This window comes from Pseudomonas sp. 65/3-MNA-CIBAN-0223, assembly GCF_040310425.1.
GTDB lineage: Bacteria > Pseudomonadota > Gammaproteobacteria > Pseudomonadales > Pseudomonadaceae > Aquipseudomonas > Aquipseudomonas gregormendelii.
This window is the reverse complement of sequence record NZ_JBEOPV010000009.1, coordinates 199482-225953: the sequence shown is the minus strand read 5'-3', so window position 1 is coordinate 225953 and position 26472 is coordinate 199482. Positions and strand designations below refer to the sequence as shown.

Below are 26472 nucleotides of genomic sequence, written 5' to 3'. Positions count from 1 at the left end.
TCGCGATTGTTTCAAAGTGGTTTACCGCCGGACTTGCTTCAACGTCTCGGCAATCAAGAACGCCAATTCCAGCGACTGATCTGCATTCATCCGCGGGTCACAATGGGTGTGGTAGCGGTCTGACAACCCGTCCTCGGTAATCGGCCGCGCGCCGCCGATGCATTCGGTCACGTTCTGTCCTGTCATCTCGATATGAATCCCGCCGGCATAACTGCCTTCGGCCTGGTGAACCTGGAAGAATTGCTTCACTTCGCCCAGGATCTGCGCAAAGTCGCGGGTCTTGTAGCCGCTGCTGGCCTTGATGGTGTTGCCGTGCATCGGGTCGGAACTCCACAGCACCTGCTTGCCCTCGCGCTGCACAGCGCGGATGAGGGCGGGCAGGTGGTCACCGACTTTGTTGGCGCCCATTCGGGCGATCAGGTTCAGGCGGCCAGGGTCGTTGTCCGGGTTGAGCACATCAATCAGGCGGATCAGGTCGTCGGGGTTCATGCTCGGGCCGACCTTGACCCCGATCGGATTGTTCACGCCACGCAGAAACTCGACGTGAGCGCCGTCCAGCTGGCGAGTGCGGTCGCCAATCCACAGCATGTGCGCTGAACAGTCATAGTAATCGTTGGTCAGGCTGTCACGGCGAACAAAAGCTTCTTCGTAATTGAGCAGCAAGGCCTCGTGCGCAGTGAAGAAACTGGTCTCGCGCAGCTGTGGCGAGCTGTCCATGCCGCAGGCGCGCATGAAGGCCAGGGTTTCATCGATGCGATCGGCCAGGTGGCTGTATTTCTCAGCCAGTGCCGAGTTGGCGATGAAGTCCAGGTTCCACTTGTGCACCTGATGCAGGTCGGCAAAACCACCCTGGGCAAACGCGCGCAGCAGGTTGAGGGTGGCGGTGGACTGGTGGTAGGACTGCAGCAGGCGTTCCGGATCCGGCACGCGGCTTTTTTCATCGAAGCCGATGCCGTTGACGATATCGCCACGGTAGGCCGGCAAGGTGACGCCGTCGATGGTTTCGTCATTGGCCGAACGGGGTTTGGCGAACTGCCCGGCCATGCGACCGACCTTGACCACCGGGCAGCCGGCAGCAAAGGTCATGACGATGGCCATTTGCAGCAGCACCTTGAAGGTGTCGCGAATTTTTGCTGCGGAGAATTCGGCAAAACTTTCAGCGCAATCGCCGCCCTGCAACAGAAACGCCCGACCCTGTGTCACTTCGGCGAACTGGCGACGCAACTCCCGGGCTTCACCGGCAAACACCAGCGGCGGATAGCTGGCCAGGGTTTGCTCGACCTGCAGCAAATGTGCTGCGTCTGGGTAGGCGGGTTGTTGCTGGATCGGCAGGGCGCGCCAGCTGTCAGGGCTCCAGGGTTGGCTCATCACGGTCTCGGTAGTTTTACGCTCGGACCCTCATGTTATCAGCAATTAGTGCGTGACCTGTTCCCGTTGCATCGCTGACAATCGCGCCTTTGCAGCCGCATCAGCGGTTGACTGCGCTGCTGTTTCCCCAAGCTGCAGGCCCGAGACGACCAGGAGACGAAATGACCGAGGAGCGCGTCGAGCATCTGCTCGCCGAGGTACAGGATGAGTTCGGCGTGATACGCGTGCTGGAAGTGGCGGACTACCGATTTCTCGAGTTCGGTGACGCCATCGAACAGAGTTGCGTGTTCACCGCCGACCCGAGCTGGCTCGAATACGATTACACCCGCGCGATGCTGATCGGTGCGTTGTGCCACGAGCAGCCGGAAAGTGCATTGTTCCTGGGGCTGGGCGCCGGTACGCTGACCCAGGCCTGCCTGAAATTCCTGCCGCTGGAAGACGTCGAAGCCATCGAGCTGCGGCCCGACGTGCCGCGCCTGGCCATTGAATACCTGGGGCTGGATGATGATCCGCGCCTGTATATCAGGGTCGGCGACGCGCTGGAGTTGCTGGACACTGCGGAGCCTGCAGACCTGATTTTCGTCGACCTGTATACCGATGTCGGGCCTGGGGTCGGCCACCTGGCCTGGAGTTTCCTGGAGAACTGTCAAAAGCGCCTGAATCCGGGCGGATGGCTGGTGATCAATCAGTGGGCGACCGACGATGGCAAGCCGCTGGGCGCTGCGCTGTTGCGCGGGCTGTATCACCGCCATTACTGGGAGTTGCCGGTGAAAGAGGGCAATGTGATTTTACTGGTGCCGTCAGAGCTGGATCAGGAGCTCGACATGGACGCCCTGGTGGCCCGGGCCGAAGGGCTGGCGCCGCGATTGGGGTATTCGTTGCAGTCGCTGATCAAGGCTATTCGCCCGGCAACATGAGTCGGCGTCTGTGAGGCCCTCATCGCGGGCAAGCCCGCTCCCACAGGTTTCGTATACGACGCAATCATTGTGGGAGCGGGCTTGCCCGCGATGAGGGCCCCACAGTCAATACATCCCTCAAAGTCCCTTAAACACGCCAGGTCGCTTCTCGATCATCGACCGCACTCCCTCCCTGGCATCCTCACTGCCCAGCAGCTTCTTCGCCAGCGGCGCCAGCCCCAGCGCTGCCGCCGTTTCTCCTTCATAGCGCGCCTGCCGGGCCGACATCAGGGTCGCCTGCACCCCAAGCGGCGCCTGACGGGCGATCCGTTCAGCCAACTCCAGTGCCCGTGGCAGCAAATCCTCACTGGCCATGACTTCCTGGACCAGGCCCAGGTGCAGCGCCTCATGGGCATCGAACTCATCCCCGGTAAGTAACCAGCGCATTGCATTGCCCCAGCCGGCAACCTGATGCAGGCGCAAGGTGGCGCCGCCGAACGGGAAAATCCCGCGTTGCACTTCTTTCTGGGCGAAGCGGGTATTGCTGGCGCACAGGTTGATATCAGCGGCCAGCATCAATTCGATGCCAATGGTCAGGCAGTATCCCTGGGCGACGACGATCACCGGCTTGCTCACCCGAGGGCCGGCCTGGATTCCCCATGGATCGCAGCCACCGGGGGGCACCTGCCAGCCTTCGGCCAGGCTGGCACTGGCGCTGACCAGGTCGAGCCCGGCGGTAAAATGCTCGCCGTGGCCAAACACTACCGCCACCCGCGCTTCGCGGTCGGCTTCGAACTCGCCATAGGCCAGGCTCAGTTCATTCAGCAGGTCGAGGTCGAACGCATTGCGCTTGGCCACCCGGTCCAAACCGATCAACAGCACATGACCGCGCCGTTCGCGGCTGACTCGACTGGAGCAGGGCTGATTCATGGGGCAATTCCTCGGGCGGGAAGGGGGCGGTTGCCGGGCGCAGGGCAAAGGTGGCGGCTCAGCAGGGTGAACCGTTTTAGCGCCATCTCCAGCAGGGCCGGGCCTTTGAAAAGTAGACCCTGGTTGGATTCTGCGCAAAGCCTGTGACACAACGGCGTATACGTCAGTTTTCCGACAAATAATGCTCCCTTTTTGCCCGAATTCCGGTATAGTGCGCGCCGGCCTTTAACCAGGCCGCGTTTAGGTAGCGCAATTCCCCGAAGTCAGCTTCGGCTGCACGTCCGCACAGCGGACTCTCCCTTGACGAATCTTTTTCATTCATTCGTTTTCGCAAATCCCCGCCGACAAAGCAGCCAGGGCGACTCTTGAGTCTTACACGGCATGCGCAGCTTTGGAGCATGGGTCTTTGCGGATGCACTTAGAGGCAGACCCATGACCCAGGAAACCGGCGGCTTCGCCGCTTTTAATCTTAATCCGAATATCCTTGCAGCCGTCATTGCGACTGGCTACGAAGAACCTTCGGCTATTCAGCAGCAATCGATCCCAATCATCATGGCCGGCCAGGACATGATTGGCCAGGCGCAAACCGGTACGGGTAAAACCGCTGCGTTCGCCCTGCCTATTCTGCATTGCATCGATCCTGCCAAGCGCGAGCCGCAAGCCCTGATCCTGGCGCCAACCCGTGAGTTGGCGCTGCAAGTAGCAACCGCTTTCGAAACCTACGCCAAGCAAATGCCGGGCGTTACCGTTGTGGCCGTTTACGGCGGCGCGCCTATGGGCCCACAACTGAAAGCAATCCGTAACGGCGCACAAATCGTTGTCGCCACCCCGGGCCGTCTGTGCGACCACCTGCGTCGCGACGAAAAAGTCCTGTCGACCGTGAACCACCTGGTTCTCGACGAAGCTGACGAAATGCTCAAACTGGGTTTCATGGACGACCTCGAAGTCATCTTCAAGTCCCTGCCTGCAACCCGCCAGACCGTATTGTTCTCGGCAACCTTGCCGCAGTCGATCCGTGCCATTGCCGAACGCCATCTGCGCGATCCGCAACACGTGAAGATCCAGACCAAGACTCAGACCGTTACCGCGATCGAACAGGCTCACCTGTTGGTTCACGCTGACCAGAAGACCTCGGCTGTATTGAGCCTGCTGGAAGTTGAAGATTTCGACGCCCTGATCATGTTCGTACGCACCAAGCAAGCGACCCTGGACCTGGCCAGCGCCCTGGAAGCCAAAGGCTACAAAGCCGCTGCGCTGAACGGTGACATTGCCCAGAACCAGCGTGAGCGCGTGATCGACTCCCTCAAGGATGGCCGTCTGGACATCGTTGTGGCGACCGACGTTGCCGCTCGTGGCCTGGACGTTCCGCGCATCACTCACGTGTTCAACGTTGACATGCCGTACGATCCAGAGTCCTACGTTCACCGTATCGGCCGTACTGGCCGTGCCGGTCGCGAAGGTCGTGCGCTGTTGCTGGTGACTCCACGTGAGCGCCGCATGCTGCAAGTGATCGAGCGTGTAACCGGTCAAAAGGTTGCCGAAGTTCGCCTGCCGGACGCACAAGCTGTTCTCGATGCTCGCATCAAGAAACTGACCAACAGCCTGTCGCCACTGGTGGCTGACGCCGAATCGACCCACGGTGATCTGCTGGATCGCCTGACCGCCGACATCGGTTGCACTCCGCGTGCCCTGGCCGCTGCCCTGTTGCGCAAGGCAACCAACGCCCAGGCGTTGACCCTGGCCGCGATCGAGAAAGAACGTCCACTGGTGCCGAACAATGCACCGCGTGGCGATCGTCCAGAGCGTACCGGTGATCGTCCGGACCGTGGTGATCGTGAGCGTCGCGCTCCGGTTCCATTGGCTGAAGGTCGTGCTCGTTGCCGTACCGCGCTGGGTGCGCGTGATGGTATCGCTGCCAAGAACCTGCTGGGCGCCATCCTGAACGAAGGCGGCCTGGCCCGCGAAGCCATCGGTCGCATCCAGGTGCGTGACAGCTTCAGCCTCGTCGAGCTGCCGGAAGATGGTCTGGAAAAGCTCCTGACCAAGCTGAAGGACACTCGCGTTGCTGGCAAGCAGTTGAAGCTGCGTCGCTATCGCGAAGATTGATCGGCCCTCGGGTTGATTGATCGAACATAAAAAATCCCCGACTGGTTCGGGGATTTTTTTTGCCTTTGAAAACGTACCCGCCGCCGCCGCCGCTGCTGCCGCTGTTGCTGCCGCTGCTCGAACCCACTGTAGGAGCTGTCGCAGGCTGCGATCTTTTGATCTTGATCTTGGGCAATTGAAGATCAAAAGATCGCAGCCTGCGGCAGCTCCTACGGGTTAGGTTAGTCAGGTTTCGAGGTTGTTTGCGCTATCGGTCCGCCGCCCGCCGTTACCACCTGCACACTCATGCGCGGCGTTGCCAGATCCATTCCTGCCTCATCCAGATGGCGTTTGAGCGACAGGTTGAACGCCCGCGACACTTCCCACTGCTTGATCGGTGCCGTCTTGAATCGGGCGCGCAGGATCGCGTTGCCTGACTCGAAACTCTCGACGCCCTGGATCTCCAGCGGAGACCAGATGTTGCGCCGCTGCAGCGGGTCGGTGCGCATTTTCTGGCCGACATCACGCATCAGCTTGATCGCTTCGTCGATGTCCATGCTGGACGGCACCGCCACCCGGAAAATCGCGTAGCCGAACTCCCGGGAGTAGTTCTTGATGCTTTTGATTTCGCTGAACGGGATGGTGTGCACGATACCGTCGATGTCCCGCAGGCGTACCGTGCGGATCGTGAGGCCTTCGACGGTCCCCAGGTGCCCGCCGACGTCCACGTAGTCATCAATGGCCAGTGAGTCTTCAATGATGATGAACAGGCCGGTGATCAGGTCGGCGACCAGGGACTGCGCGCCAAAACCGATGGCCAGGCCGATTACGCCGGCACCCGCCAGCAGCGGCGTGACGTTCATGCCCATGTTGGCCAGGGCGACGATCAGCGCGATGATGAAAATGGCCACGAACAGCACGTTGCGAATCAGCGGCATCATCGTCTGCGCCCGGGCGTTGGCCAGGCCTTTGCGCGAGCGGGTCAGGGCGTGGTGCACCGCGGTGTCGCTGAGAATCCAGATCAGCCAGGCGAACATCAGCGTGCCGGCCACGCTTAACAGCTTGACGCTGATTTCATGGCCTTCACCCTCGGTGAAGGCTATCAACGACATGCCCCAGACGCGCAGGCCCAATTCGATGAACGCCAGCCAGACCACCAGGTGGGCCAGGGTGTAGAAGAAGCTTTTCAGACGATCCGAATACAGTGCATGGCGCTTCACCCCGCGTTGCGGCCTGAGCGAGTGACGCCGCACCAGGCCGTTGATCACCATGCACAACACCAGCAGCACGGTGCAGATCAGCGACTGGCGCAGTGCGGTGCTGGTATCACCGGCGGATACGAACGTGGCAAACAGCGAGATCGCTACCAGCACCAGCGCCGGTACATACCAGAAGGTGCCCAGGATATCGATGCTGTCGCTGAGTGCGCGGCGGGTCAGGCGGCGCGACAGTGGCTGGTTGCGGATCAGGTGGGCGATCGGGCGGCGGAAACGCAAGATGAACAGTCCCGTGGACAGCGCTGCCAGGACATTGGCTATGGTCGCGGCGGTGTGCGCCAGGTGGCTGCCAAGACTTTCCACCAGGCGCGGGTCGCTCAGTGCCTCACCAAACGCGGCAAAACTGCCGATCAGCCACAGTGGCCGGAAGGCCTGGTGCCGCAAGATGAACAAGGCGCGGTGCCGGTGCGGGCCGTCCAGAACGGAAAAGGCGATCACGCAGATAGCCGAGAAACAGGTGCCCACCACCAGCGCATAGGCAAGGACCATGGCCAGGCTTTTGCCCAGTGACGAGGGCAGGGCGTAGGTCATGTACACGGTCATGACCAGGGCGATCAACCAGGGCCCGAGTTTGCGCAGGGCGAAGCGCAACATATCCAGGGCCTTGGGGTGTTGGGGCAGCTCTTCGGTCAGGCCGAAGCGCATGCGCACGCGGTGGCCGAGCCAGATCAGCACGGCAGCAAGCAGGCTCCAGACCATCAGGATCATGGCGAAGGCGAAGATGATCGGCAGCCATTCGTTGGCCGGCAGAATCAGCGCTTGCAGCTCGTCCTTGGCCAGGTCGTACTCTTGGGACCAGCGGGTAATCGGGCTGTCCTCCCCGGAAAACTGTTTCTCGAAACTGGCCAGCGTGCCGCCGATCAAACCAAGCACACCTTGTTCGGCGGCTGGCTGGACTTGCTTGGTGGCATCGCGGAGTTTTTTCAGGTCGGCCAGCAGTTTGCTGCGCTGCTGGTCGTTTTCCAGCGACTTGATGACATCGTCCAGGGACTGCCCGAGAGGCGCTTGCGCCTCCGGCTGGGGTTTCTCCGAGCCATTGAGCAGCCCGGGCAGGCCGACCGCCTCGGCAGACGCCAGCGGTAACAGCGTCATGAGGCAGACGAAGAGGAAATACGGCAGGGCAAAAAGACGAACAAACACTAGGCGGTCAACCTTGGGAGATCAGATTGCCCGAGTGTACGAGCCCGCCAAAATCAATGCGAGTCGGGGCGAGTATTTATTCGTTGAGTTTGGCGAGGATCTTGAACACCACGGTGCCAAGGATCGTCAGCATGCCAATCCACATTGCGAACACGCCGGCATTCTTGTCGCGGAAATTGAATCCGATGGCCAGCAGGATCATCCCGGTGAGGATCGGGATCAGCATGGCGTGGAAGGATTGCATGGTGATCATGGCGACGGCCTTGTCGAAAGGGATTACTTGAATTCTAGGCGGGTTTGGTGGGTCGAGCACAGGCCTTGGGAGCCCGGCTTGCCGGCGATGGAGTCATTGAAACCGCCATCGCCGGCAAGCCAGGCTCCTACACGGGTGTCATGGCAATTCGTGACTGGCGTAGAACGCGCTCAGTACTTTCACAAGGTGCGCCAGGTCATGGCTGCCGCACAACTCGCGGATCGAGTGCATGGCGAACGTCGGCAAGCCGATGTCGACCGTGCGCACGCCCAGGTGGCTGGCGGTGATCGGGCCGATGGTCGAGCCGCAGCCCATGTCGCTGCGCACCACGAAGCTTTGCACCGGCACTTCTTCAGCCATGCACAAGTGACGGAAGAACCCGGCGGTTTCGCTATTGGTGGCGTAGCGCTGGTTGCTGTTGACCTTGATGACGGGGCCGGCGTTGAGTTTCGGGCCGTGGTTGGCATCGTGCTTGTCGGCGTAGTTGGGGTGCACGCCATGGGCGTTGTCGGCCGATACCAGCAGGGATTTCTGGATGGTGCGGACAAACTCGTCACCCTCCGGCAGCAAGCGGCGCAAGGTTTGCTCAAGCATTGGGCCGTCGGCACCGCAGGCCGAGCAGGAGCCGACTTCTTCGTGGTCGTTGGCCACCAGCACGCAGGTTTCATCGGTCTCGGCGGTGAGCAATGCCTGCAAGCCGGCATAACACGACAGCAGGTTGTCCAGGCGCGCACCGGCAATGAAGTCGCCATGCAGGCCGATGATCGCAGCGGCCTGGGTGTCGTAGAAGCTCAGCTCGTAGTCGAGCACCACGTCGGCATTCAAACCATGTTCCAGGGCCAGCTGGTTGGTGAGCACAGCACGAAAATCCACGCGCTCGTCGCCGGCAAACTGCGCGAGGATCGGCGGCAGTTCGGTTTGGGCATTGATCGCCCAGCCCATGTTGGCTTCACGATTGAGGTGAATGGCCAGGTTGGGAATGATGGCAATCGGCAGCTTGAAATCGATCAGCTGGCTTTCGACCTTGCCGTCGCGGCGGAAAGTGACCCGGCCGGCCAGCGACAGGTCGCGGTCGAACCAGGGTGCCAGCAAGGCGCCGCCGTAGACTTCCACGCCCAGCTGCCAGAAACCCTGGCGCTGCAACTCCGGCTGCGGCTTGACCCGCAGGCACGGGCTGTCGGTGTGGGCGCCCACCAGGCGGATACCGCTGTTGAGTGGGGAGTGGCGGCCCATCTTGATCGCGACAATTGAAGAGTCATTGCGGGTGACGTAGTAGCGACCGTTCGCTTCGGTGTTCCAGGACTCGCGCTCGTCAAGACGCTGGTAGCCCGCCGCTTCCAGGCGCTGTACAAGGCTGGCAGTGGCATGAAAGGGGGTAGGGGAGGCCTTGAGAAAGTCGATCAGGCCTTGGTTCAACTCTTCGCGCATAAAAAGCTCCAGACAGCAGTGGCGCCAGTTTAACGTATTGGGCGGCTAATGTGCCTATCGAGCCGATCCCTGTGGGAGCGGGCTTGCTCGCGAATACGGATTGCCAGCCGGCATAGATGTCGACTGACGCACCGCCATCGCGGGCAAGCCTCTCTCCCACAGGTTTGTGTGGTTCGCACAAGCTATGAACTGGCCAACTGTGGGGGCAAGGCTTGCCCGCGATTGGCGGGGGAAGGCAGTAGCCTAGAACGGTGCGGGACACTCGAAGCGCAGGCGTTCGCCGGATTGCGGATGGGTGAAGCTCAGCATGCTGGCGTGCAGGCACAGCCTTGGCCAGGCGGCCAGTGCCTGTTCGTGGGCATAGAGCCCGTCGCCCAGCAGTGGATGACCAATGGACAGCATATGAACGCGCAGTTGATGGGAGCGGCCAGTGATGGGCGTCAGTTCGACCCGGCACCAGTCACCGCAACGCTCCAGCACTCGCCAAAATGTCAGCGCGTGCTTGCCAAATTCGTGATCCACCACGTGGCGGGGTTTGGTCGGCGGGTCGTAGCGCAGGGGCAAGTCAATGCTGCCACTGTCCAGTTCCGGCTGGCCCCAGCACAGGGCGGTGTAGGCTTTCTCCGTTTCGCGGTCGTGAAACTGCCGGGACAACTCGCGATGAGTATCCGGGTCACGCGCCAGCAGGATGATGCCGGACGTCTCCCAATCCAGCCGGTGGACGATGCGCGCCTCAGGGTAGCCATTTTCCTGCAGGCGGGTGATCAGGCAGTCCTTGTTGTCATCGGCCCGGCCAGGGACGGAGAGCAGCAAGGTCGGTTTGTTCACCACCAGGACGCCGGCGTCCTGGTGGATGATCTGGATGTTGGACAGCGGCATTAAAACAGCCTCGTAACAAACGCCAACGGCGACTCACGCCCTTCATTGTCCCCGTAGGAGCTGCCGCAGGCTGCGATCTTTTGATTTTGCCTTTAAAAACAAGATCAAGAGATCGCAGCCTGCGGCAGCTCCTACACGGTCCCGAAGGGCCTGAGCCGCCGTGGCTCCAGCCGGATCGACTCAGCGATCAGGCAGGGTGATATTGAGTTCCAGAATCGAGCAGCTGCCCTGGTTTTCCAGAGCGACATGCACGTCATCGGACCCGATATTGACGTACTTGCGGATCACCTCCACCAGTTCCTTCTGCAAGGCTGGCAGGTAGTCCGGTGTACTGCGTTGGCCGCGTTCATGCGCCACGATGATCTGTAGACGCTCTTTCGCTACCGAGGCTGTGCTTGGCTTCTTGTTGGCTCGAAAGAAGTCAAAAATGTTCATTACCTACCTCCAAACAGGCGCTCGAAGAATCCCTTCTTCGTGACATCGAGGAAACGATGCTCCACGGTTTTGCCCAGCAGACGATCGACGGCATCGCTGTATGCCTGGCCGGCATCGCTCTGGTCGTCGAGAATCACGGGCACACCCGAGTTGGAGGCCTTGAGTACAGCCTGGGATTCCGGAATCACGCCAAGCAGGGTGACAGACAGGATTTCCTTGACGTCTTCCACGCCGAGCATCTCACCGTCATTCACGCGTTGCGGGTTGTAGCGGGTCAGCAGCAGGTGTTCCTTGATCGGATCCTCGCCCTTTTCAGCGCGGCGCGACTTGCTGGCCAACAGGCCCAGCATGCGATCCGAGTCACGTACCGAGGACACTTCCGGGTTGGTCACGATGATCGCTTCATCAGCGAAGTACATCGCCAGGTGAGCGCCCTTCTCGATACCTGCCGGGGAGTCGCAGACCACGAACTCGAAGTCTTCCTTCAACGCCATCAGGACTTTTTCCACGCCTTCGACGGTCAGCGCGTCTTTGTCGCGGGTCTGGCTGGCGGCCAGTACGTAAAGGTTTTCCAGGCGCTTGTCTTTGATCAGGGCCTGTTGCAGGTTGGCTTCGCCGTTGACCACGTTGACGAAGTCGTACACCACGCGGCGTTCGCAACCCATGATCAGGTCGAGGTTACGCAGGCCTACGTCGAAGTCGACGATAACTGTCTTGTGGCCGCGCAGTGCGAGGCCGGTACCGATAGCGGCACTGGTGGTGGTCTTACCCACACCACCCTTGCCGGATGTAACCACGAGAATCTTGGCCAAGGTGTTTCACCCCTAAGGAAAAAGGACATTTAGCCCCTGAAAAAACATCTCTGGAAAACTACTGCAGTCGGACAGCCTTGGCTGGAATCCGGCCCTGAACGGCGCTTACCTTCGGTAAACACTGCTTTCTGGCCATTTTCCCACTTCGTTCAAGCCGTTTTCGCTACGTTTTAGAGATGCTTGGAAAATGCGGCAGTATCCGTTAAAGCCGAATGATGTTCAACACATCGCCCGACAGGCTGACCTGAACGCCTGAACCCCATAAAGGGTCGCGTCGCAGGTCCTCCGAAACCTTGTAGTGGCCTGCAATGGAGACCAGTTCAGCGCTCATCTGCTGACAGAAAATCCTGGCCTTGGTGTCGCCTTTGACCCCGGCCAGCACGCGACCGCGCATCGGGCCGTATACATGGATGTTGCCATCGGCGAGAAGTTCCGCCCCCGGGCTGACGGAGGAAATCACCACCAGGTCGCAACCCTGGGCGTAAATCTGCTGGCCGCCGCGCACGGGGGAGGTGATGATTTTGGTCGGCTTGATCGTCGGCTCCGGTGGTTTCTCCGGTTTTTTCACGACAACGCCTTCATTCGGGTCCAGGGCTCGCTCACGGGCACCGGACGGTGGCAGCACCGGCAGGTCGACCGCAATGGCCGCAGCAATGTCCTCGATGCGACTGGCACGGATCGCCAGGGTGCGCAGGCCATGCTGGCGGCACACGCGCATCAGGCCCGGCAGATCAACGGCGCCTTCACCCGGTGGAAGTTTGTCCAGGGCCAACACCAGTGGCGCGTTGCTGAAGAAGTTAGGCGCCTGGGCGACCTTGGCGGCCAGTTGTCGATCGAGGTTCTCGAGGTCGTTACGGGCCAGTTCCAGCACCGTAATGGCGAGCATGCTGCCCTTCAACTGGAACACGGGATCTTTGTCTAGCGGTTCGGTTTGGCTCATGGTCGGCATACAACGACTTGTCACTAAAAGTGCCGAGACTTATAACGAGAACGCCCGCAGGCCGCAAGCCGGGTCTAACGATGTAGAATGCGCGGCCATTGTCTTGACGGAACCTTTAATGGATCGCCCGCGTTTTCGAAGAGCATTTCTTTACCCGCGTTTCTGGCCGCTGTGGTGTGGTCTGGGGCTATTGTGGCTGATTGTCCAACTGCCTTATCCGGCGTTGCTGTCCATCGGTCGGCTCCTGGGCGCCGTCATGTATCGCCTGGCGGGCGACAGACGGCGCATCGCCAAGCGCAATCTCGAATTGTGTTTTCCGGAAAAATCCGCCGCCGAGCGCAAACACCTGCTCAAGGAAAATTTCGCTTCCACCGGCATCGCCTTCTTTGAAATGGCCATGAGCTGGTGGTGGTCGCGCGAGCGGCTGGCGAAGCTGGCGCATGTCGAAGGCCTGGAGCATCTGCAAAAAGCCCAACGCGAAGGCAAGGGGGTGATCCTGATGGCCGTGCATTTCACCACCCTGGAAATCGGGGCAGCGTTGCTCGGCCAGCGGCACACCATTGATGGCATGTACCGCGAGCACAAGAACCCGCTGTTCGATTACATCCAGCGCCGCGGCCGCGAGCGCCACAATCTCGACTCGCTGGCCGTGGAGCGTGACGACGTGCGCGGCATGCTCAAGCTGCTGCGGGCCGGACGCGCGATCTGGTATGCACCGGACCAGGACTACGGCGCCAAGCAAAGTATCTTCGTGCCGCTGTTTGGCATTCAGGCCGCTACTGTGACGGCCACCAGCAAGTTCGCACGGCTGGGCAAGGCGCTGGTGGTGCCGTTCACCCAGGAGCGCCTGGCGGACGGCAGCGGCTATCGACTGATGATCCATGCGCCGCTCGAAGGCTTCCCGGGGGAAACCGAGGAAGCCGACTGCATTCGCATCAATCAGTGGGTCGAAGGCGTGCTGCGCGACTGTCCGCAGCAATACCTGTGGGCGCATCGGCGTTTCAAGAGCCGCCCACCCGGTGAACCCAAGCTGTACGCCAAGCGCGGTTGAGACATGATCCCCTGCAGGAGCGGACTACCAACAAGTACCATGGAGCGTTGCGATGAGTCCCGTTGAACCGGTTACAGGCTTGATTCTTTCCGGCGGTGGGGCTCGGGCGGCCTATCAGGTGGGAGTGCTGGCGGCGATTGCCGAGTTGCTGCCGCAGGGTGCACGTAATCCGTTTCCGGTCATTGTCGGTACCTCGGCGGGTGCGATCAATGCGGTCAGCCTGGCCAGTGGCGCGCTGGATTTTCGTGCCGCCATCGAGCGCCTGACGGCGTTCTGGCAAGGCTTTCGCAGTCATCTGGTGTTGCGCAGCGACTGGCCAGGGGTGATCCATCAGGCCAGCCGCTTTGTCGGTCACAGCCTGCTCGGGATCGGTGCCCAGGTGCCGGTGGCCTTGCTTGACAGTTCGCCATTGCGCGGACTGCTCGACGACAAGCTGCAGTTGTCCGGCATCGCTGAGGCGATCGCGCAGAAACAGTTACAGGCCGTGGCGGTCACTGCGTTTGGCTATGAGTCGGGTCAGGCCGTCACGTTCTACCAGGGCGGCGGCACCATCGACGCCTGGTTACGCCATCGTCGCATCGGCGTGCCTACGCAATTGACGATTGAGCACCTGCTCGCCAGTTCCGCGATTCCGCTGCTGTTCGCGCCGGTGAAAATCGGTGAAGAGTATTTCGGCGACGGCGCGGTACGCCAATCGGCCCCGATCAGTCCGGCCCTGCATCTTGGTGCCAGCCGCGTGCTGGTGGTGGGGGTCAGCGGCAACCCGCGCGGGGTCGATCCCGAGCAGCCGCTGCAACGCGCCTATACCGGCCAGCAGCCGACCCTCGCGCAAATTGGCGGGCACATGCTCAACAGCACGTTCATCGACAGCCTGGAAAGCGACATCGAGCTGCTGCAGCGTCTGAACCAGTTCAGTCACCTGATGCCAGATGGCACGCCCACCCGAGCGCTTGGCGTGGCGCCGGTGGAGGTGCTGGTGATCTCACCGAGCCAGCCGATCGATGAGATCGCTGCGCGGCATCGGCAGGAATTACCAGCGGCGCTACGCCTGTTCCTGCGCGGACCGGGGGCGACCAAGACAAGTGGAGCGGGGGTGTTGAGTTATCTGTTGTTCGAGGCGGGGTATTGCAGCGAGTTGATTGATTTGGGGCGGCGCGATGCGCTGGCCAAGCGCGGGGAGTTGTCCCGGTTTCTGGGGTTGCTGTAGGAGCGAGCTGGCTCGCGATGGACGTTAACGATGACGCTGGGAGCCTGAAACCCCGTGGCGCTCTCTGGTCCTTCGCGAGCAGGCTCGCTCCTACAAAATCATGGCGCTCTCTGGTCCTTCGCGAGCAGGCTCACTCTTACAAAATCAGAAGTGAACCTTGACCAGGAAGCTGGTCACGCTCTGATCGGTTTTGAAGCCCTGGCTGTCTTCGATACCGTACTTGTTTTTCCAGTAGTCATACTCGACACCGACGTACAACTGCTTGGCACCCAGACTCAGGGCCTTGCCCAGGTCGTATTTGACTTGCGGATTGAAGTGCAGGTTGGCGTGGTATTCGCCTTTGTCGTTCACGTCGTTGTCGACCACCCAGTCCATGAAGCCGTCGATCAGCACGTCCGAGTCACCCACCGGGAGGGTGTAGGACCAGGCCGGCGTGATCTGCCAGACATCGTCACCCGCACGGTCGCCTTCGGTGTGACGGTTATAGAAGTTCAACTGGAAGTAGTCGAAGCCGGGGATGGCCAGGTCAAAACCCGGACCGATCAGGTACGACTCGGTGTCGTCTTCGCCGAACTCATAGGTCATGGCCAGCAGCACGTCCTTGATCGGGCCGAACTCCAGCTTCTGGTTGAAAATCTTGTTGAACGACAAGCGCGGGCTGAATTCGCCGTAGTGAGTGTTCTTGCCGGCGAAAGAGTCTTCCTTGCCGTTGTAGAAAATCTTGTCGATGAAGAAGAAGTTGTCCCCGTATTTCCAGCCGTCGGCGTGTTCGAATGTCACGGTCTGCTGGATGCGCGGGTTGACCTGGAAGTCTTTGCCATACAGGTAAGTCAGGCTGTTGTCCTGCCACTGCAGCAAGTCGCCGGCCATGGCCTGGCCCCCGGCCAGCAACGATCCTGCCAGCATCAGGCTAGTGCACGTACGTTTCATTCGGTTGCTCCCAAAAAGTAGTGGTATCACGTTATTTTTTTAAGGTCGGCGCTCTGGTGTGGCGCCTTTTTCTTTAGCTGCAAAAAATCATCCATTCGGTCAGCTTTATTGCTGTTAGCAAAAGCTGCGCCAAGGCTTTGCGAAAACCAAAAAACTCCCGCTCGGCTGCTCGAAAACAGTCGATTGAGAGTGGTTCGGGGATGCCTTGATACCGTCCAGAGCCGGGATAAGTTGGCTTTCTGGTCAGGAATTAAATCCGGGCTTTTTTTTAAAGCGGATTCAGGCGGTCGCGGAGAATACTGACTCCTTGGCCAGGTCTCAAGTGCCCCGCAACAGCGCACCGACGACAGGTTTGGGGCACGGTTGCGGGTCATCTTAGAAGTGCACCTTCACCAGCAGGCTGGTGGTGTTTTCATTGGTGTCGAAATTGGCGCTGTTTTCGATGCCGTACTTGTCTTTCCAGTAGCGGTATTCGATGCCGACGTACACCTGTTTCTCCCGCCAACCCATGGACTTGCCCAGGTCGTACTTGATCTGCGGGTTGAAGTGCACGTTGGCGTGATAAGTGCCACGGGCGTTCTGGTCGTTATCCACCACCCAGTCCAGGTAGCCGTCGATCAGTACACTCGAATTGCCGAGTGGAAGGGTGTAGGACCAGGCCGGGCTGACTTGCCAGACATCGCTGCCGGGGCGCGAGCCTTCGGTCTGGCGATAATAAAAATTCAAGGTGAAGAAGTTGAAGCCCGGTATTGCGAGGTTAAAACCGGGGCCGATCAGGTAGGCCTCGCTGTCGTCTTCGCCATTCTCGTAGGTCATGGCCAGCAACACGTCCTTGATCGGGCCGAATTCGAAGCGTCGGTCAAGGATCTTGCCCAGGGACAGTCGCGGGCTGAACTCGCCGTAATAGGCGTGAACGCCTTTGTTGCGGTCTTGCTCGCCGTTGTAGTAGGTGCTGTCGATGAACATGAAGTTGTCGCCGTACTTCCAGCCATCGGCGTGCTCGAATGTCACCGTCTGCTGGATCGACGGGTTGACCGCAAAGTCCTTGCCATAGAGATAGCTCAGGCTGTTGGTCTGCCACAGCAACAAGTCGCCGGCCATGACCTGGCCAGTGGTCAGCAGGGCGGCGCCCAGCAGCAGGTTTTTCTGATTCCGGATCATCTGGTGCTCCTTCTTGTTTTTATTGTTCAAGGCACGGGGGCTCCAACCCTGTGGGAGTGAGCCTGCTCGCGATGGCGGTGTATCAGTCAATGAAGTGTTGATTCCGATAACGTCATCGCGAGCAGGCTCGCTTCCACCTGGCGGGGCGTGTACTTATTTGTCAGTGCGCGTGGCAGTCGTTGATGGCGGCGCGTTCCTTGCCGCCGAGGATGTTGAACAGCAGGTTCAGCGACAGCGCGCTCAACGTCGCCATCGCGATTCCGCTGTGGGTGATCGGGCTCATCCACAAGGGCAGATGGGCGAAAAACTCCGGCCGCACCACCGGGATCAACCCCATGCCGATGCTCACCGCCACCAGCAACTGGTTGCGACGGTCACCGATGTCGGCTTCCTGCAGAATCTTGATCCCGGTGGCCGCAACCATGCCGAACATGGCAATGGCTGCACCGCCCAATACCGCCGGTGGAATCGACGCCACCAGAAACGCCGCTTTGGGCAGCAGGCTCAGCACGATCAGCAAGCCGCCGGCGACGATGGTGACCGAGCGGCAGCGTACGCCGGTCATCTGCACCAGGCCGATGTTCTGGGCGAACGAGGAGTGGGTGAAGGTGTTGAAGAAACCGGCGAAGAACGAAGCACCGGCGTCACATAACAGGCCGCGGCGCAGCATCCGCGGGCAAACTTCCTGCCCGGTGATCTTGCCCAGGGCGAGAAACATGCCGGTGGACTCGACGAAGATGATCACCACCACCAGGCACATGGACAGGATCGGTGCGAGCTCGAATTTCGGCATGCCGAAATGCAGCGGGGTGACGATCTGTACCCAGGGCGCCTGGGCCATGCCGCTGAGGTCGACCATGCCGATCAGGCCGCAGATCACATAACCCAGGCACATGCCGATCAGCACCGAGATATTGACCCAGAAGCCGCGCATGAAACGGTGCACCAGCAAAATGGTGCCCAGCACCAGGGCGGCGATGGCCAGGTAGATCGGTGAGCCGAATTGCGCCGCGCCGGCGCCACCGCCGGCCCAATTGACGGCCACGGGGAACAGCGACAAACCGATTGAGGTGATGACCGTGCCGGTCACCAGGGGCGGGAAAAAACGTACGACCCTGGACATGAACGGGGCGATGATCATGCCGAAGAAGCCCGCGGCAATGGTCGCGCCGAAAATGCCTTGCAGGCCGATGCCAGGCATTCCTGCCATGGCAACCATGCTGCCGACGGCGGCAAAGCTGGCGCCCATCATCACCGGCATGCGGATGCCCATCGGGCCGATGCCCAGGGACTGCACGATGGTTGCGATGCCGGCAACCAGCAGGTCGGCGTTGATCAGGAAAGCGATTTCTTCGCGACTCAGGCCTGCGGCCTGTCCGATGATCAGCGGCACCGCAATGGCGCCACCGTACATCAGCAGAACGTGCTGCAGTCCAACCAGGATCAGTTGCAACAGGGGCAAACGCTGAATAGCGGGTGCGTCGGGGATGCGCGCTTCGGATAGCTCGGACATGCAACACCTCGGATCTTTTTTATTCTTGTGATTATGTGCATCAGGTCGACCGTGCGGCGGCCGATCGCGGGGAAGCCTTGCTCCTACAGAATTCCTGGGAATCCAGTGGGAGCAAGGCTTGCTCGCGATGCTTTTCAGCGGTTAATTGGTCTGGGCTCCCTGCACGATCCAAGCACCAATCAGGTCACGTTCCTGCTGGGTCATCTGGGTGATGTTGCCCAGTGGCATGATCTGGCTGGCGACCGCTTGCGCCTGGATACGCGGGGCGTTCTGGCGGATCTGGTCGGGGGTGTCGAACATCACGCCAGCCGGTGCGGCACTGAACAGCGGGCTGGTCGGCTTGGCGGAATGGCAAACCGTGCAGCGTTCCTGGATCACGTTGTGCACCTTGTCAAAACCCGGGCGGGCATTCGCTGCCTGGGTCGGTGCCGTTGCAGGAGCCGTCGCGGGTGCAGCTTCAACCGGCTTCTTGTCACCGCCCAGGGCGGTTTCCGGCAGTGGCTGGTACTCGATGGTGGCCTTGGCGACTTCAGGCGCGCTGGACATCGGCTTCGGACCGGACACATAGGCCAGGCAAATCATGCCCACCGCTGCCACCGGCAGGGTCCAGGCAAATTTGTGGCTGTCGTGACGGGTGTTGAAGTAGTGACGCACCAGCACTGCCAGTACCGCGATCCCGGCCAGGATCAGCCAGTTGTACTGGCTGCCATAGGTGCTCGGGAAGTGGTTGCTGATCATGATGAACAGCACGGGCAAGGTGAAGTAGTTGTTGTGCCGTGAGCGCAGCAGGCCTTTGGCCGGCAGTGCCGGATCGGGCGTGCGGTTCTCGGCAATCGCCGCCACCAGCGCACGTTGTGCTGGCATGATGATGCGGAACACGTTGCCGACCATGATGGTGCCGATGATCGCACCGACGTGCAGGTAAGCACCACGACCGCTGAACACTTTACTGAAGCCGTAGGCGGCGCCAATGATCAGCACGAACAGAATGAAACCCAGCAGCGCAGGGCGCTTGCCCAGGGCCGAGTCGCAGAGGAAGGAGTAGACGAACCAGCCAACGAACAGCGAGCCGATGCCCAACAGAACGCCTTCAGGACCGGTCAGGCTGCTGCCAGGAGCCAGCAGGTAGAGCGTCGGGTTGGAGTAGAACACCACGCACAGCAGCGCGATCCCCGACATCCAGGTGAAGTAGGCTTCCCATTTGAACCAGTGCAGGTTGTCCGGCATGGTTGGTGGAGCCAGTTTGTATTTTTCCAGGTGGTAGATACCGCCGCCATGGATCGCCCACAAATCACCGGCCAGACCACTTTTCGGGTTGACCCGATTGAGGTTGTTCTCCAGCCAGACGAAATAGAACGACGCACCGATCCAGGCCACGCCAGTAATCATGTGAACCCAGCGCACGCTCAGGTTCAGCCATTCCAACAGATGTGCTTCCACAGTCTTTACCTCTCGCCTGTCACTCTGTATTCGAGTGATCAGACCTTCTCTTATTGGTGGGGGGCGAGGATCAAACGCTCATCCTCTTTGAAAAAATGCTCATCGCAGTTATTGCCTGTGCCACTGCGATCAACCACCAGGAAGTCATCCCGCTTTTCGATCGTCAGCACCGGATGGTGCCAAACGCCGCGATGGTAATTAATGCCCTGCCTGCCGTTGGTGACGAAGGCGCGGACCAAGCCTGATACAGGTTCATCGCCAACTGGCGCGACCACGATCAGAAAGGGGTTGCCGAGCAGAGGAATGAAAGCCTGGCTGCCCAGCGGATGGCGCTCCAGCATGCAAACGGTCAGTGGCATGTCCTGCGCGTCGGCGCGGAAGATGCTGATGATGGCGTTGTCCTCAGGCGTAGCGGTTTCAACCGTCGCCAGTTTATGGAAGCGCATGGTCGAACCGTTGTTGATCATGAAGTGATCGCTGCCGTCGGTTTCAATGACGTCACCGAAAGGGGCGAAGGCTTCTTTGGTCAGCGGTTCAATCGTCAGTGTGCGCATGCTGTTCTTTTCCGAATTCTGTGTTGTTGGTTCTGTTGCTATCGCCAGCAGGCTGGCTCCCACAGGGGAATGCATTGCCAATGTGGGAGCCAGCCTGCTGGCGATTGGGTTCAGCGCTTATTTAGCGACCTTGCCCAAAACGCGCAGGCGGCTCACACCACCGTCCGGGAACACGTTCAGGCGGATGTGGGTGATTGGCCCCAGTGCCTTGATCTGCTCGGAGAAGGTGTGCTCGGCGTGCATTTCCAGCTTCTGCGCCGGCAACAGCTCACGCCAGAACAGCGACTGGGTTTCGATCTGGCTGTCGGTACCGCCTTTCACGAACGCGCCCTGGATGGAGCAGGTGTCCGGGTAGTTGCCCTTGAAGTGCAGGGTGTCGACGATGATTTTTTCGATCTCGCCCGGATGACCCAGCGCGACGATGACCCAGTCATTGCCCGGGGTACGACGACGTGCGGTTTCCCAGCCGTCGCCCATGTTGATGCCACGGCCCGGGTTCAGGATGTTGCTCATGCGACCGAAGTGTTCGTCGGAGCAGGCGAGGGCGCGGCCGCCGTTCAGGGCTGCAGCCAGGTCAACTTGCTCGTTGTCGCCCACGGCCGACCAGTCGCGGAACGGAATGCCGTACACGCGCAGTCGAGCCACACCACCGTCCGGGTAGATGTTGAAACGCAGGTGGCTGAACGACTGGTCGTTGCTGATTTCGTGGTAGTGATGGCTGTTGCCCTGCAGCTCGACGGCCGACAGCACTTCAGTCCACTGGGTGTTGTCGTCTGGTTCGCCCGAGGCCAGGAAGCAGGCTTCCAGGGACGCCGATGGCGGGAAGTTGCCGGTGAAGAATGAAGTGTCGATGTCCACGCCCTTGATCGAACCTGGTACACCCAGGCGGATCACAGCGCTGTCGTAACCTTCGAAACGCTTGCGGCGCGACTCCCAGCCGTCCATCCACTTGCCGTTGTCATCGAACACGCCCTCCTTCCATACGGCCGGGGTCGGTTGGAACAGACGATTGGCGTCTGCGAACCAGTCATCGGTGACCGAGATGATCTTGGTGCCCAGGCGGGCATCGGCCAGGTTGACGAACTTCTCGAAAGGTACGGCGTAAGCTTTCATTCTTCTTGTCTGCCTTTAATAAGTTGGCTTGGGATGCTTGCAAGGCCCCGGGTGTCATTTGCGTTTGAGAACACCTGGGCCAGGCTCGCTTATAGGGTCAGTAATCGGAACAGGGCGATCTTGTTGATCTCCGCCAGCGCGCACTTGAATTCGGTGTCGACCGAGTTGTTGATGCGCGTTTCGAACGCCGCGAGGATCTGATGCCGGTTGCTGCCTTTTACCGCCATGATGAAGGGAAACTTGAACTTGGCTTTGTAGGCGTCGTTCAGCTCGGTGAAGCGAGAAAACTCTTCTGCCGTGCATTGGTGAATACCGGCGCCAGCCTGTTCATTGGTGCTGGCTTCGGTCAGCTGGCCCTGGACGGCAGCTTTGCCGGCCAGGTCCGGGTGAGCGTTGATCAATGCCAGCTGGCTGGCGTGATCGGCGCTCAACAGGATGTCGCTCATGCGCTGGTGCAGGGTTTCGATCTGGTCGATCGAGGCGTCCTGGCCCAGGTCAAAGGCCTTCTCGGCCACCCATGGCGAATGTTCGTAGATGTCGGCAAAGGCTTTGACGAAGGCGTCGCGGCTCAGGGTCGAGGGTTTTAGAGTTTGAAAAGTGCTCATTTTGCAGGCCCTTGGTACGGGTGGGTTTCGTGCCAGTGGCGAGCGATGTCGACGCGACGGCTGAACCACACCTGTTCATGACTTTTAGCGTATTCGATAAAGCGTTTGAGCGAAGCCAGACGCGCTGGACGGCCGATCAAGCGGCAGTGCAGGCCGATGGAGAGCATTTTCGGTGCTTCGGCGCCTTCGGCGTACAGCACATCGAACGCGTCTTTGAGGTATTCGAAGAAATCATCGCCCTTGTTGAAGCCCTGGACCTGGGTGAAGCGCATGTCGTTGGTGTCCAGGGTGTAAGGGATCACCAGGTGCGGCTTGCCGGTCGGATTGTTCGGTTCCCAGTAGGGCAGGTCATCGTCGTAGGTGTCACAGTCGTAAAGGAAACCACCTTCTTCCATGACCAGGCGCCGAGTGTTCGGGCCGGTGCGGCCGGTGTACCAGCCCAGTGGGCGTTCACCGGTGATCTCGGTGAGCACGCGGATCGCTTCGAGCATGTGCTCGCGTTCCTGGGCCTCATCCATGTACTGGTAGTCGATCCAGCGATAGCCGTGACTGCAGATTTCGTGGCCGGCATCGACCATGGCGCGGATCACGTCCGGGTGACGCTGGGCGGCCATGGCCACCGCGAAGATCGTCAGCGGAATGTCGAATTCCTTGAACAGTTTCAGGATCCGCCAGACGCCGGCGCGGCTGCCATACTCGTAAAGCGATTCCATGCTCATGTTGCGCTCGCCTTGCAGCGGCTGCGCCGAGACCATTTCCGAGAGGAACGCTTCAGACTCTTTATCGCCATGCAGAATGTTGCGCTCGCCACCTTCTTCGTAGTTGAGTACGAAGGACAAGGCGATGCGGGCATTGCCCGGCCAGTGTGGGTGCGGAGGGTTACTGCCGTAACCGACCAGGTCGCGTGGGTAGTCAGCGCTCACTGCAGTCTTCCTTCTTGTTCGTTGACAGGTTGTGTGGCGGCCTGGCGATGGAATCACAGGCTGGCGTCACAGCGATGGGATGATTGTATACAACTTTATATCCACATTGTAAGTCTGAATTTTCGCATTTTTCACTCGCTGTCATCTTGCAGTGGTAGTGCAAGAAACCTGCCTGAATGGTCAGCTAATGGATCGAAGGTCCTGAGGTGGCCTGCCGAGCAGGCAGATACAGCACTGATCGGCAGTGGGCAGGAGTGACACGAAAAATGTCGTTTTTATTGTGTACAATTTTTTTGAAAAGTGTCTTAATCAGTTCCTCGCCGCAGCGTTTCGTGCTCCGAATCGGTGCGGTCTCCTTTTTAACTGACTTCGGGAGGCGCGAGGCCTGACGGTTCGATACCGCAGGCGCGCAGAATCAATGGGACGTTTGACTACTCACGTTTTGGACGCAGCACACGGTTGCCCGGGCAGCTCGATCAAGGTCGAGCTCTACCGCGTTGAAGGCTCGCAGCTGGAATTGGTCGCCAGCGCGATAACCAACAGCGACGGGCGGGTCGATGCACCGCTGCTGCAAGGCGATGACTACCGTACCGGGGTTTATCAGGTGCAATTTCATGCAGGCGACTACTACCGCGCCCGTGGCGTGCAGTTGCCGGAGCCAGCGTTTCTGGACGTCGTGGTGTTGCGGTTTGGCATCTCTGCCGAGCAGGATCACTACCACGTACCGCTGCTGATCTCGCCGTACAGCTATTCCACGTATCGCGGCAGCTGATCCCCCAAGCAGCTGCCCCAACCGGGAAGCGACTGCGCATATAGCTTCTTTGGTCTTTCGCCCGCTCACACTGCGGGCTTTTTTTTGCCTGCTGGAAAGTCAAAAGAGCACCACAATCCACTGTGGGAGCGGGGTTGCCCGCGATGAGGCCCCAACAGGCAACATCACCTCCAGATCGTCCGAAGGCTCGGGCCGCGTTCGGACGATCTTTTGATTTTGCCTTGCTAACGGCTCAACAGCGACGCAGCACCCGCACCACTGAACAGGCCGGCACTGATCCGGTTAAACCAACTCTGCCCCTTGCCGCTTCGCAGATACCGCGCCGCGCCGTGCGCACCCAGCCCATAAGCCAACTTGCACAGCAGATCCAGCACCGTCCACGTCGCAATCATCACCAGTAATTGCGGCAGGAACGGTTGTTCGGCGCTCAAAAACTGTGGCAGAAACGCAGCGAAGAAAAGAATGTCCTTCGGATTACTTGCGCCCAATACAAATGCGCGCCCGAACAGTGCGCGAAAGCGCGGAACAGCGGCCGTCTGGGGCACTTCAGCGCCCACCGACGGTTGGCGCGATTGCTGCCAGCTCTGCCAGGCGAGGTAGAACAGGTACAGCGCACCGACGATCTTCAGCGCGCTGAACAGCTGTTCCGAAGCCAGCAGCAGGGCGCCCAGGCCCAGTGCAGAAGCGCTGAGCAGGCAGATCGAGGCAATCACTCCCCCGAGGAAGGCGGGGTAAGACCGTCGCAGACCGTAATTCAGGCTGTTGCTGATCATCAGCAACGACAGCGGTCCCGGGATCAGGATCACCACCAGTGCAGCGCCGCTGAACAGCAGCCAGGTTTCCAGACTCATCACTTTCCTCCATTTGCGCAAAAGCCCCACCCGACGGGGTGAGGCTGGTTCGTAACGCTTACTGCGTAACGCTTACAAGAAAACGAACTTGGCGATGAAGATCGCGCACAACACCCACAGGCTGACGGAAATTTCCTTGTACTTGCCCGTGCCGGCCTTCAGTGCCACGTAGGTGATGAAACCCAGGGCGATACCGTCGGCAACGGAGAACGTCAGGGGCATCATGATCGCGGTGACAATCGCCGGGATACTGTCGGTCGCTTCATCCCATTCGATGTGAGCCATGCCGCCCATCATCAACATGGCGACATAGATCAGCGCGCCGGCTGTGGCGTAGGCGGGAATCATCCCGGCCAGCGGTGCGAAGAACATCGCGGCAATAAATAGCACACCTACGGTGACTGCGGTAAGACCAGTCCGACCACCTGCGGCAACGCCAGCGGCACTTTCCACATAACTGGTGACGGGCGGCACACCCACTACCGCACCGAATACACTGGAAGCACTGTCGGCCTTAAGGGCACGGGAGAGGTTTTCGATCTTGCCGTCGGCATTTACCAGGCCGGCGCGCTGGGCCACGCCCATGAGGGTGCCGGCGGTGTCGAACATGTGCACGAAGAGAAAGGCGAGTACCACGCTGATCATGCTGACATTGAACACGCCGGCGACGTCCATGGCCATCCAGGTCGGGGCCAGGCTCGGCGGGGCCGACATGATGCCTTCATAATGCACAAGGCCCAGGCCCCAGCCTGCCAGTGTCACGGTGATGATGCTGATCAGAATCGCGCCAAATACCCTGTGGTAGCTGAGAACAGCAATCATCAGGAAGCAGATGGCTGCCAGCAGCGGGCCAGGTTCGCGCAGGGAGCCCAGTTTGATCAGGGTAGCCGGGCTATCGACGACGATGCCCGCGGTTTTCAGGCCGATCAGCCCCAGGAACAACCCAACGCCGGCGCCCATGGCGTAGCGCAAACTCACTGGAATGCTGTTGAGCAGCCATTCGCGGATCCGCGAGAAGGTCAGGAACATGAACAGCACGCCAGACACGAAGACCGCGCCAAGGGCCGTTTCCCAGTTGTAGCCCATGGTGCCGACCACGGTGTAGGTGAAGAACGCGTTAAGCCCCATGCCCGGTGCCAGGCCGACCGGCCAGTTGGCATAAAGGCCCATCAGCAGGCAGCCCAGCGCAGCGGCGATGCAGGTGGCGACGAAAGCCGCACCGTGATCAATCCCGGCATCGGCCATGATGTTGGGGTTGACGAAAATGATGTAAGCCATGGTGATGAAGGTTGTCAGACCGGCAATCAACTCGGTCTTCACCGTGGTGCCATGCAAGCTGAGTTTAAACAGACGCTCCAGCCAGCCGGTGGGGGCGGGCGGCGAGAGGTCCAGCGTCGATGCTTCGGATTTGCGGCTTTCCACAGCGAGTACTCCTCAAGAGTTTTATTGTTATTTCCAGGACCGGACCCATGAGGGCGGCAGCGGTCCTTTGAGGCACTTGCGAATTTGTTGACCTCTTGGTCAGGAACTCGCACGAGGTGGATTATGCTTTTGTGTACAAATAAAGCAAATATTGTTTTTGCTTTTGTAGACGAAAACTTTGCAGATCGGAGTATATCGCCTGGCATGCCGCCTTCGCGAGCAAGCCCGATCCCACAGTGATATCCGCCGAACGCAAATGCTGCGTCCATCACCAACACCCTGTGGGAGGGGGCTTGCGATGGCAATCTCCCTGCCACATCAATGTCGGATGTGCAGACGCCATCGCGGGCAAGCCCGGCTCCCACAGTGGTATCCGTCGAACATAAATATGGCGTCCACCACCCAAACCCTGTGGGAGCGGGCTTGCCCGGGTAGAAACCGGGGACTTCCTTTACGTTTTAAACCAGAGGCATCGTTTACAGGTGCA

25 protein-coding genes are annotated in these 26472 nt (G+C 60.0%); 5 read left to right on the top strand and 20 right to left on the bottom strand.

The window, feature by feature from the left end; genetic code table 11:
• Window positions 1-21 precede the first annotated feature (21 nt).
• Window positions 22-1368: a class II 3-deoxy-7-phosphoheptulonate synthase gene (locus AAEZ09_RS13615; RefSeq protein WP_045060214.1), complete on the bottom strand. Its 1347-nt coding sequence runs from the start codon at window positions 1366-1368 to the stop codon at window positions 22-24.
• 161 nt (window positions 1369-1529) lie between these two features.
• Here AAEZ09_RS13615 and AAEZ09_RS13610 point away from each other — a divergent pair, with 161 nt between their 5' ends.
• A complete protein-coding gene (locus AAEZ09_RS13610; protein ID WP_045060215.1) occupies window positions 1530-2285 on the top strand; it encodes a spermidine synthase in 756 nt (251 codons plus the stop codon).
• A gap of 117 nt (window positions 2286-2402) precedes the next feature.
• Here the strand turns inward: AAEZ09_RS13610 and AAEZ09_RS13605 are convergent, their stop codons facing one another.
• On the bottom strand, window positions 2403-3194 hold the full coding sequence (locus AAEZ09_RS13605) for a crotonase/enoyl-CoA hydratase family protein (RefSeq protein ID WP_350599748.1): 792 nt from the start codon (window positions 3192-3194) through the stop codon (window positions 2403-2405).
• A 432-nt stretch (window positions 3195-3626) separates the two neighbouring features.
• Here AAEZ09_RS13605 and AAEZ09_RS13600 point away from each other — a divergent pair, with 432 nt between their 5' ends.
• The gene (locus AAEZ09_RS13600; protein ID WP_045060217.1) at window positions 3627-5300 is read left to right on the top strand and encodes a DEAD/DEAH box helicase; all 1674 of its coding nucleotides are present in this window, start codon (window positions 3627-3629) and stop codon (window positions 5298-5300) included.
• Between the two features lie 221 nt (window positions 5301-5521).
• Here the strand turns inward: AAEZ09_RS13600 and AAEZ09_RS13595 are convergent, their stop codons facing one another.
• From AAEZ09_RS13595 to minC, 7 genes are all read right to left on the bottom strand, one after another.
• Window positions 5522-7696, bottom strand: a complete 2175-nt coding sequence (locus AAEZ09_RS13595; protein ID WP_350599746.1) for a mechanosensitive ion channel domain-containing protein — start codon at window positions 7694-7696, stop codon at window positions 5522-5524.
• A gap of 76 nt (window positions 7697-7772) precedes the next feature.
• Window positions 7773-7949 carry a hypothetical protein gene (locus tag AAEZ09_RS13590; protein ID WP_163019418.1) on the bottom strand — a complete coding sequence of 59 codons (177 nt, stop codon included), beginning with the start codon at window positions 7947-7949 and terminating at the stop codon, window positions 7773-7775.
• Between the two features lie 138 nt (window positions 7950-8087).
• Window positions 8088-9377: a M18 family aminopeptidase gene (locus AAEZ09_RS13585; protein WP_045060220.1), complete on the bottom strand. Its 1290-nt coding sequence runs from the start codon at window positions 9375-9377 to the stop codon at window positions 8088-8090.
• A gap of 243 nt (window positions 9378-9620) precedes the next feature.
• Window positions 9621-10256 (bottom strand): RluA family pseudouridine synthase, encoded by a 636-nt coding sequence (locus tag AAEZ09_RS13580; protein WP_205892376.1) that lies wholly within the window; start codon window positions 10254-10256, stop codon window positions 9621-9623.
• A gap of 180 nt (window positions 10257-10436) precedes the next feature.
• Window positions 10437-10691, bottom strand: a complete 255-nt coding sequence (gene minE, locus AAEZ09_RS13575; protein WP_007944431.1) for a cell division topological specificity factor MinE — start codon at window positions 10689-10691, stop codon at window positions 10437-10439.
• Window positions 10691-11503, bottom strand: a complete 813-nt coding sequence (minD, locus tag AAEZ09_RS13570) for a septum site-determining protein MinD (RefSeq protein ID WP_045060222.1) — start codon at window positions 11501-11503, stop codon at window positions 10691-10693. The genes minE and minD overlap by 1 nt, the downstream gene beginning before the upstream one ends.
• 202 nt (window positions 11504-11705) lie before the next feature.
• Complete coding sequence (gene minC, locus AAEZ09_RS13565) at window positions 11706-12443, bottom strand: septum site-determining protein MinC (protein WP_045060241.1); 738 nt, start codon at window positions 12441-12443, stop codon at window positions 11706-11708.
• A gap of 118 nt (window positions 12444-12561) precedes the next feature.
• Between minC and AAEZ09_RS13560 the strand changes: the two genes are divergently transcribed.
• A complete protein-coding gene (locus tag AAEZ09_RS13560) occupies window positions 12562-13494 on the top strand; it encodes a lipid A biosynthesis lauroyl acyltransferase (protein ID WP_350599745.1) in 933 nt (310 codons plus the stop codon).
• Between the two features lie 52 nt (window positions 13495-13546).
• On the top strand, window positions 13547-14701 hold the full coding sequence (locus AAEZ09_RS13555; RefSeq protein ID WP_045060224.1) for a patatin-like phospholipase family protein: 1155 nt from the start codon (window positions 13547-13549) through the stop codon (window positions 14699-14701).
• A gap of 144 nt (window positions 14702-14845) precedes the next feature.
• On the opposite strand, the gene AAEZ09_RS13545 is transcribed toward AAEZ09_RS13555, so the two are convergent.
• From AAEZ09_RS13545 to puuE, 9 genes are all read right to left on the bottom strand, one after another.
• Entirely contained in the window at window positions 14846-15631 is a 786-nt protein-coding gene (locus tag AAEZ09_RS13545; protein ID WP_350599743.1) for an outer membrane protein OmpK, read from the bottom strand.
• Window positions 15632-15657: 26 nt separating this feature from the next.
• Window positions 15658-16005 carry a hypothetical protein gene (locus AAEZ09_RS13540; RefSeq protein ID WP_350599742.1) on the bottom strand — a complete coding sequence of 116 codons (348 nt, stop codon included), beginning with the start codon at window positions 16003-16005 and terminating at the stop codon, window positions 15658-15660.
• A 1-nt stretch (window position 16006) separates the two neighbouring features.
• Window positions 16007-16792, bottom strand: coding sequence for an outer membrane protein OmpK (locus AAEZ09_RS13535; RefSeq protein WP_350599740.1), 786 nt, complete (start codon window positions 16790-16792; stop codon window positions 16007-16009).
• Between the two features lie 160 nt (window positions 16793-16952).
• On the bottom strand, window positions 16953-18305 hold the full coding sequence (locus AAEZ09_RS13530) for a nucleobase:cation symporter-2 family protein (RefSeq protein WP_045060227.1): 1353 nt from the start codon (window positions 18303-18305) through the stop codon (window positions 16953-16955).
• Between the two features lie 141 nt (window positions 18306-18446).
• A complete protein-coding gene (locus AAEZ09_RS13525) occupies window positions 18447-19745 on the bottom strand; it encodes a urate hydroxylase PuuD (RefSeq protein WP_350599739.1) in 1299 nt (432 codons plus the stop codon).
• A 50-nt stretch (window positions 19746-19795) separates the two neighbouring features.
• Complete coding sequence (locus AAEZ09_RS13520) at window positions 19796-20299, bottom strand: ureidoglycolate lyase (protein WP_016773758.1); 504 nt, start codon at window positions 20297-20299, stop codon at window positions 19796-19798.
• A 117-nt stretch (window positions 20300-20416) separates the two neighbouring features.
• Window positions 20417-21412: an allantoicase gene (gene alc, locus AAEZ09_RS13515; RefSeq protein WP_350599738.1), complete on the bottom strand. Its 996-nt coding sequence runs from the start codon at window positions 21410-21412 to the stop codon at window positions 20417-20419.
• A gap of 89 nt (window positions 21413-21501) precedes the next feature.
• Window positions 21502-22017 (bottom strand): 2-oxo-4-hydroxy-4-carboxy-5-ureidoimidazoline decarboxylase, encoded by a 516-nt coding sequence (gene uraD / locus AAEZ09_RS13510; protein WP_045060230.1) that lies wholly within the window; start codon window positions 22015-22017, stop codon window positions 21502-21504.
• A complete protein-coding gene (puuE, locus tag AAEZ09_RS13505) occupies window positions 22014-22940 on the bottom strand; it encodes an allantoinase PuuE (RefSeq protein WP_045060231.1) in 927 nt (308 codons plus the stop codon). Before puuE ends, uraD begins: the two co-directional genes overlap by 4 nt.
• 418 nt (window positions 22941-23358) lie before the next feature.
• On the opposite strand from puuE, the gene uraH reads away from it, so the two are divergent.
• On the top strand, window positions 23359-23712 hold the full coding sequence (gene uraH, locus AAEZ09_RS13500) for a hydroxyisourate hydrolase (protein WP_008031462.1): 354 nt from the start codon (window positions 23359-23361) through the stop codon (window positions 23710-23712).
• A gap of 224 nt (window positions 23713-23936) precedes the next feature.
• Here uraH and AAEZ09_RS13495 read toward each other — a convergent pair whose 3' ends face one another.
• Window positions 23937-24563: a LysE family translocator gene (locus tag AAEZ09_RS13495; RefSeq protein ID WP_045060232.1), complete on the bottom strand. Its 627-nt coding sequence runs from the start codon at window positions 24561-24563 to the stop codon at window positions 23937-23939.
• A 72-nt stretch (window positions 24564-24635) separates the two neighbouring features.
• Entirely contained in the window at window positions 24636-25985 is a 1350-nt protein-coding gene (locus tag AAEZ09_RS13490; protein ID WP_045060233.1) for an NCS2 family permease, read from the bottom strand.
• Window positions 25986-26472: the final 487 nt, after the last annotated feature.

Coding starts and splice junctions, on each gene's coding strand:
- AAEZ09_RS13615 (WP_045060214.1), bottom strand. CDS start 1,368: ATGAGCCAACCCTGGAGCCCTGACAGCTGGCGCGCCCTGCCGATCCAG.
- AAEZ09_RS13610 (WP_045060215.1), top strand. CDS start 1,530: ATGACCGAGGAGCGCGTCGAGCATCTGCTCGCCGAGGTACAGGATGAG.
- AAEZ09_RS13605 (WP_350599748.1), bottom strand. CDS start 3,194: ATGAATCAGCCCTGCTCCAGTCGAGTCAGCCGCGAACGGCGCGGTCAT.
- AAEZ09_RS13600 (WP_045060217.1), top strand. CDS start 3,627: ATGACCCAGGAAACCGGCGGCTTCGCCGCTTTTAATCTTAATCCGAAT.
- AAEZ09_RS13590 (WP_163019418.1), bottom strand. CDS start 7,949: ATGATCACCATGCAATCCTTCCACGCCATGCTGATCCCGATCCTCACC.
- AAEZ09_RS13585 (WP_045060220.1), bottom strand. CDS start 9,377: ATGCGCGAAGAGTTGAACCAAGGCCTGATCGACTTTCTCAAGGCCTCC.
- AAEZ09_RS13580 (WP_205892376.1), bottom strand. CDS start 10,256: ATGCCGCTGTCCAACATCCAGATCATCCACCAGGACGCCGGCGTCCTG.
- minE (WP_007944431.1), bottom strand. CDS start 10,691: ATGAACATTTTTGACTTCTTTCGAGCCAACAAGAAGCCAAGCACAGCC.
- minC (WP_045060241.1), bottom strand. CDS start 12,443: ATGAGCCAAACCGAACCGCTAGACAAAGATCCCGTGTTCCAGTTGAAG.
- AAEZ09_RS13560 (WP_350599745.1), top strand. CDS start 12,562: ATGGATCGCCCGCGTTTTCGAAGAGCATTTCTTTACCCGCGTTTCTGG.
- AAEZ09_RS13555 (WP_045060224.1), top strand. CDS start 13,547: ATGAGTCCCGTTGAACCGGTTACAGGCTTGATTCTTTCCGGCGGTGGG.
- AAEZ09_RS13545 (WP_350599743.1), bottom strand. CDS start 15,631: ATGAAACGTACGTGCACTAGCCTGATGCTGGCAGGATCGTTGCTGGCC.
- AAEZ09_RS13540 (WP_350599742.1), bottom strand. CDS start 16,005: ATGACCCGCAACCGTGCCCCAAACCTGTCGTCGGTGCGCTGTTGCGGG.
- AAEZ09_RS13535 (WP_350599740.1), bottom strand. CDS start 16,792: ATGATCCGGAATCAGAAAAACCTGCTGCTGGGCGCCGCCCTGCTGACC.
- AAEZ09_RS13530 (WP_045060227.1), bottom strand. CDS start 18,305: ATGTCCGAGCTATCCGAAGCGCGCATCCCCGACGCACCCGCTATTCAG.
- AAEZ09_RS13520 (WP_016773758.1), bottom strand. CDS start 20,299: ATGCGCACACTGACGATTGAACCGCTGACCAAAGAAGCCTTCGCCCCT.
- alc (WP_350599738.1), bottom strand. CDS start 21,412: ATGAAAGCTTACGCCGTACCTTTCGAGAAGTTCGTCAACCTGGCCGAT.
- uraD (WP_045060230.1), bottom strand. CDS start 22,017: ATGAGCACTTTTCAAACTCTAAAACCCTCGACCCTGAGCCGCGACGCC.
- uraH (WP_008031462.1), top strand. CDS start 23,359: ATGGGACGTTTGACTACTCACGTTTTGGACGCAGCACACGGTTGCCCG.
- AAEZ09_RS13495 (WP_045060232.1), bottom strand. CDS start 24,563: ATGAGTCTGGAAACCTGGCTGCTGTTCAGCGGCGCTGCACTGGTGGTG.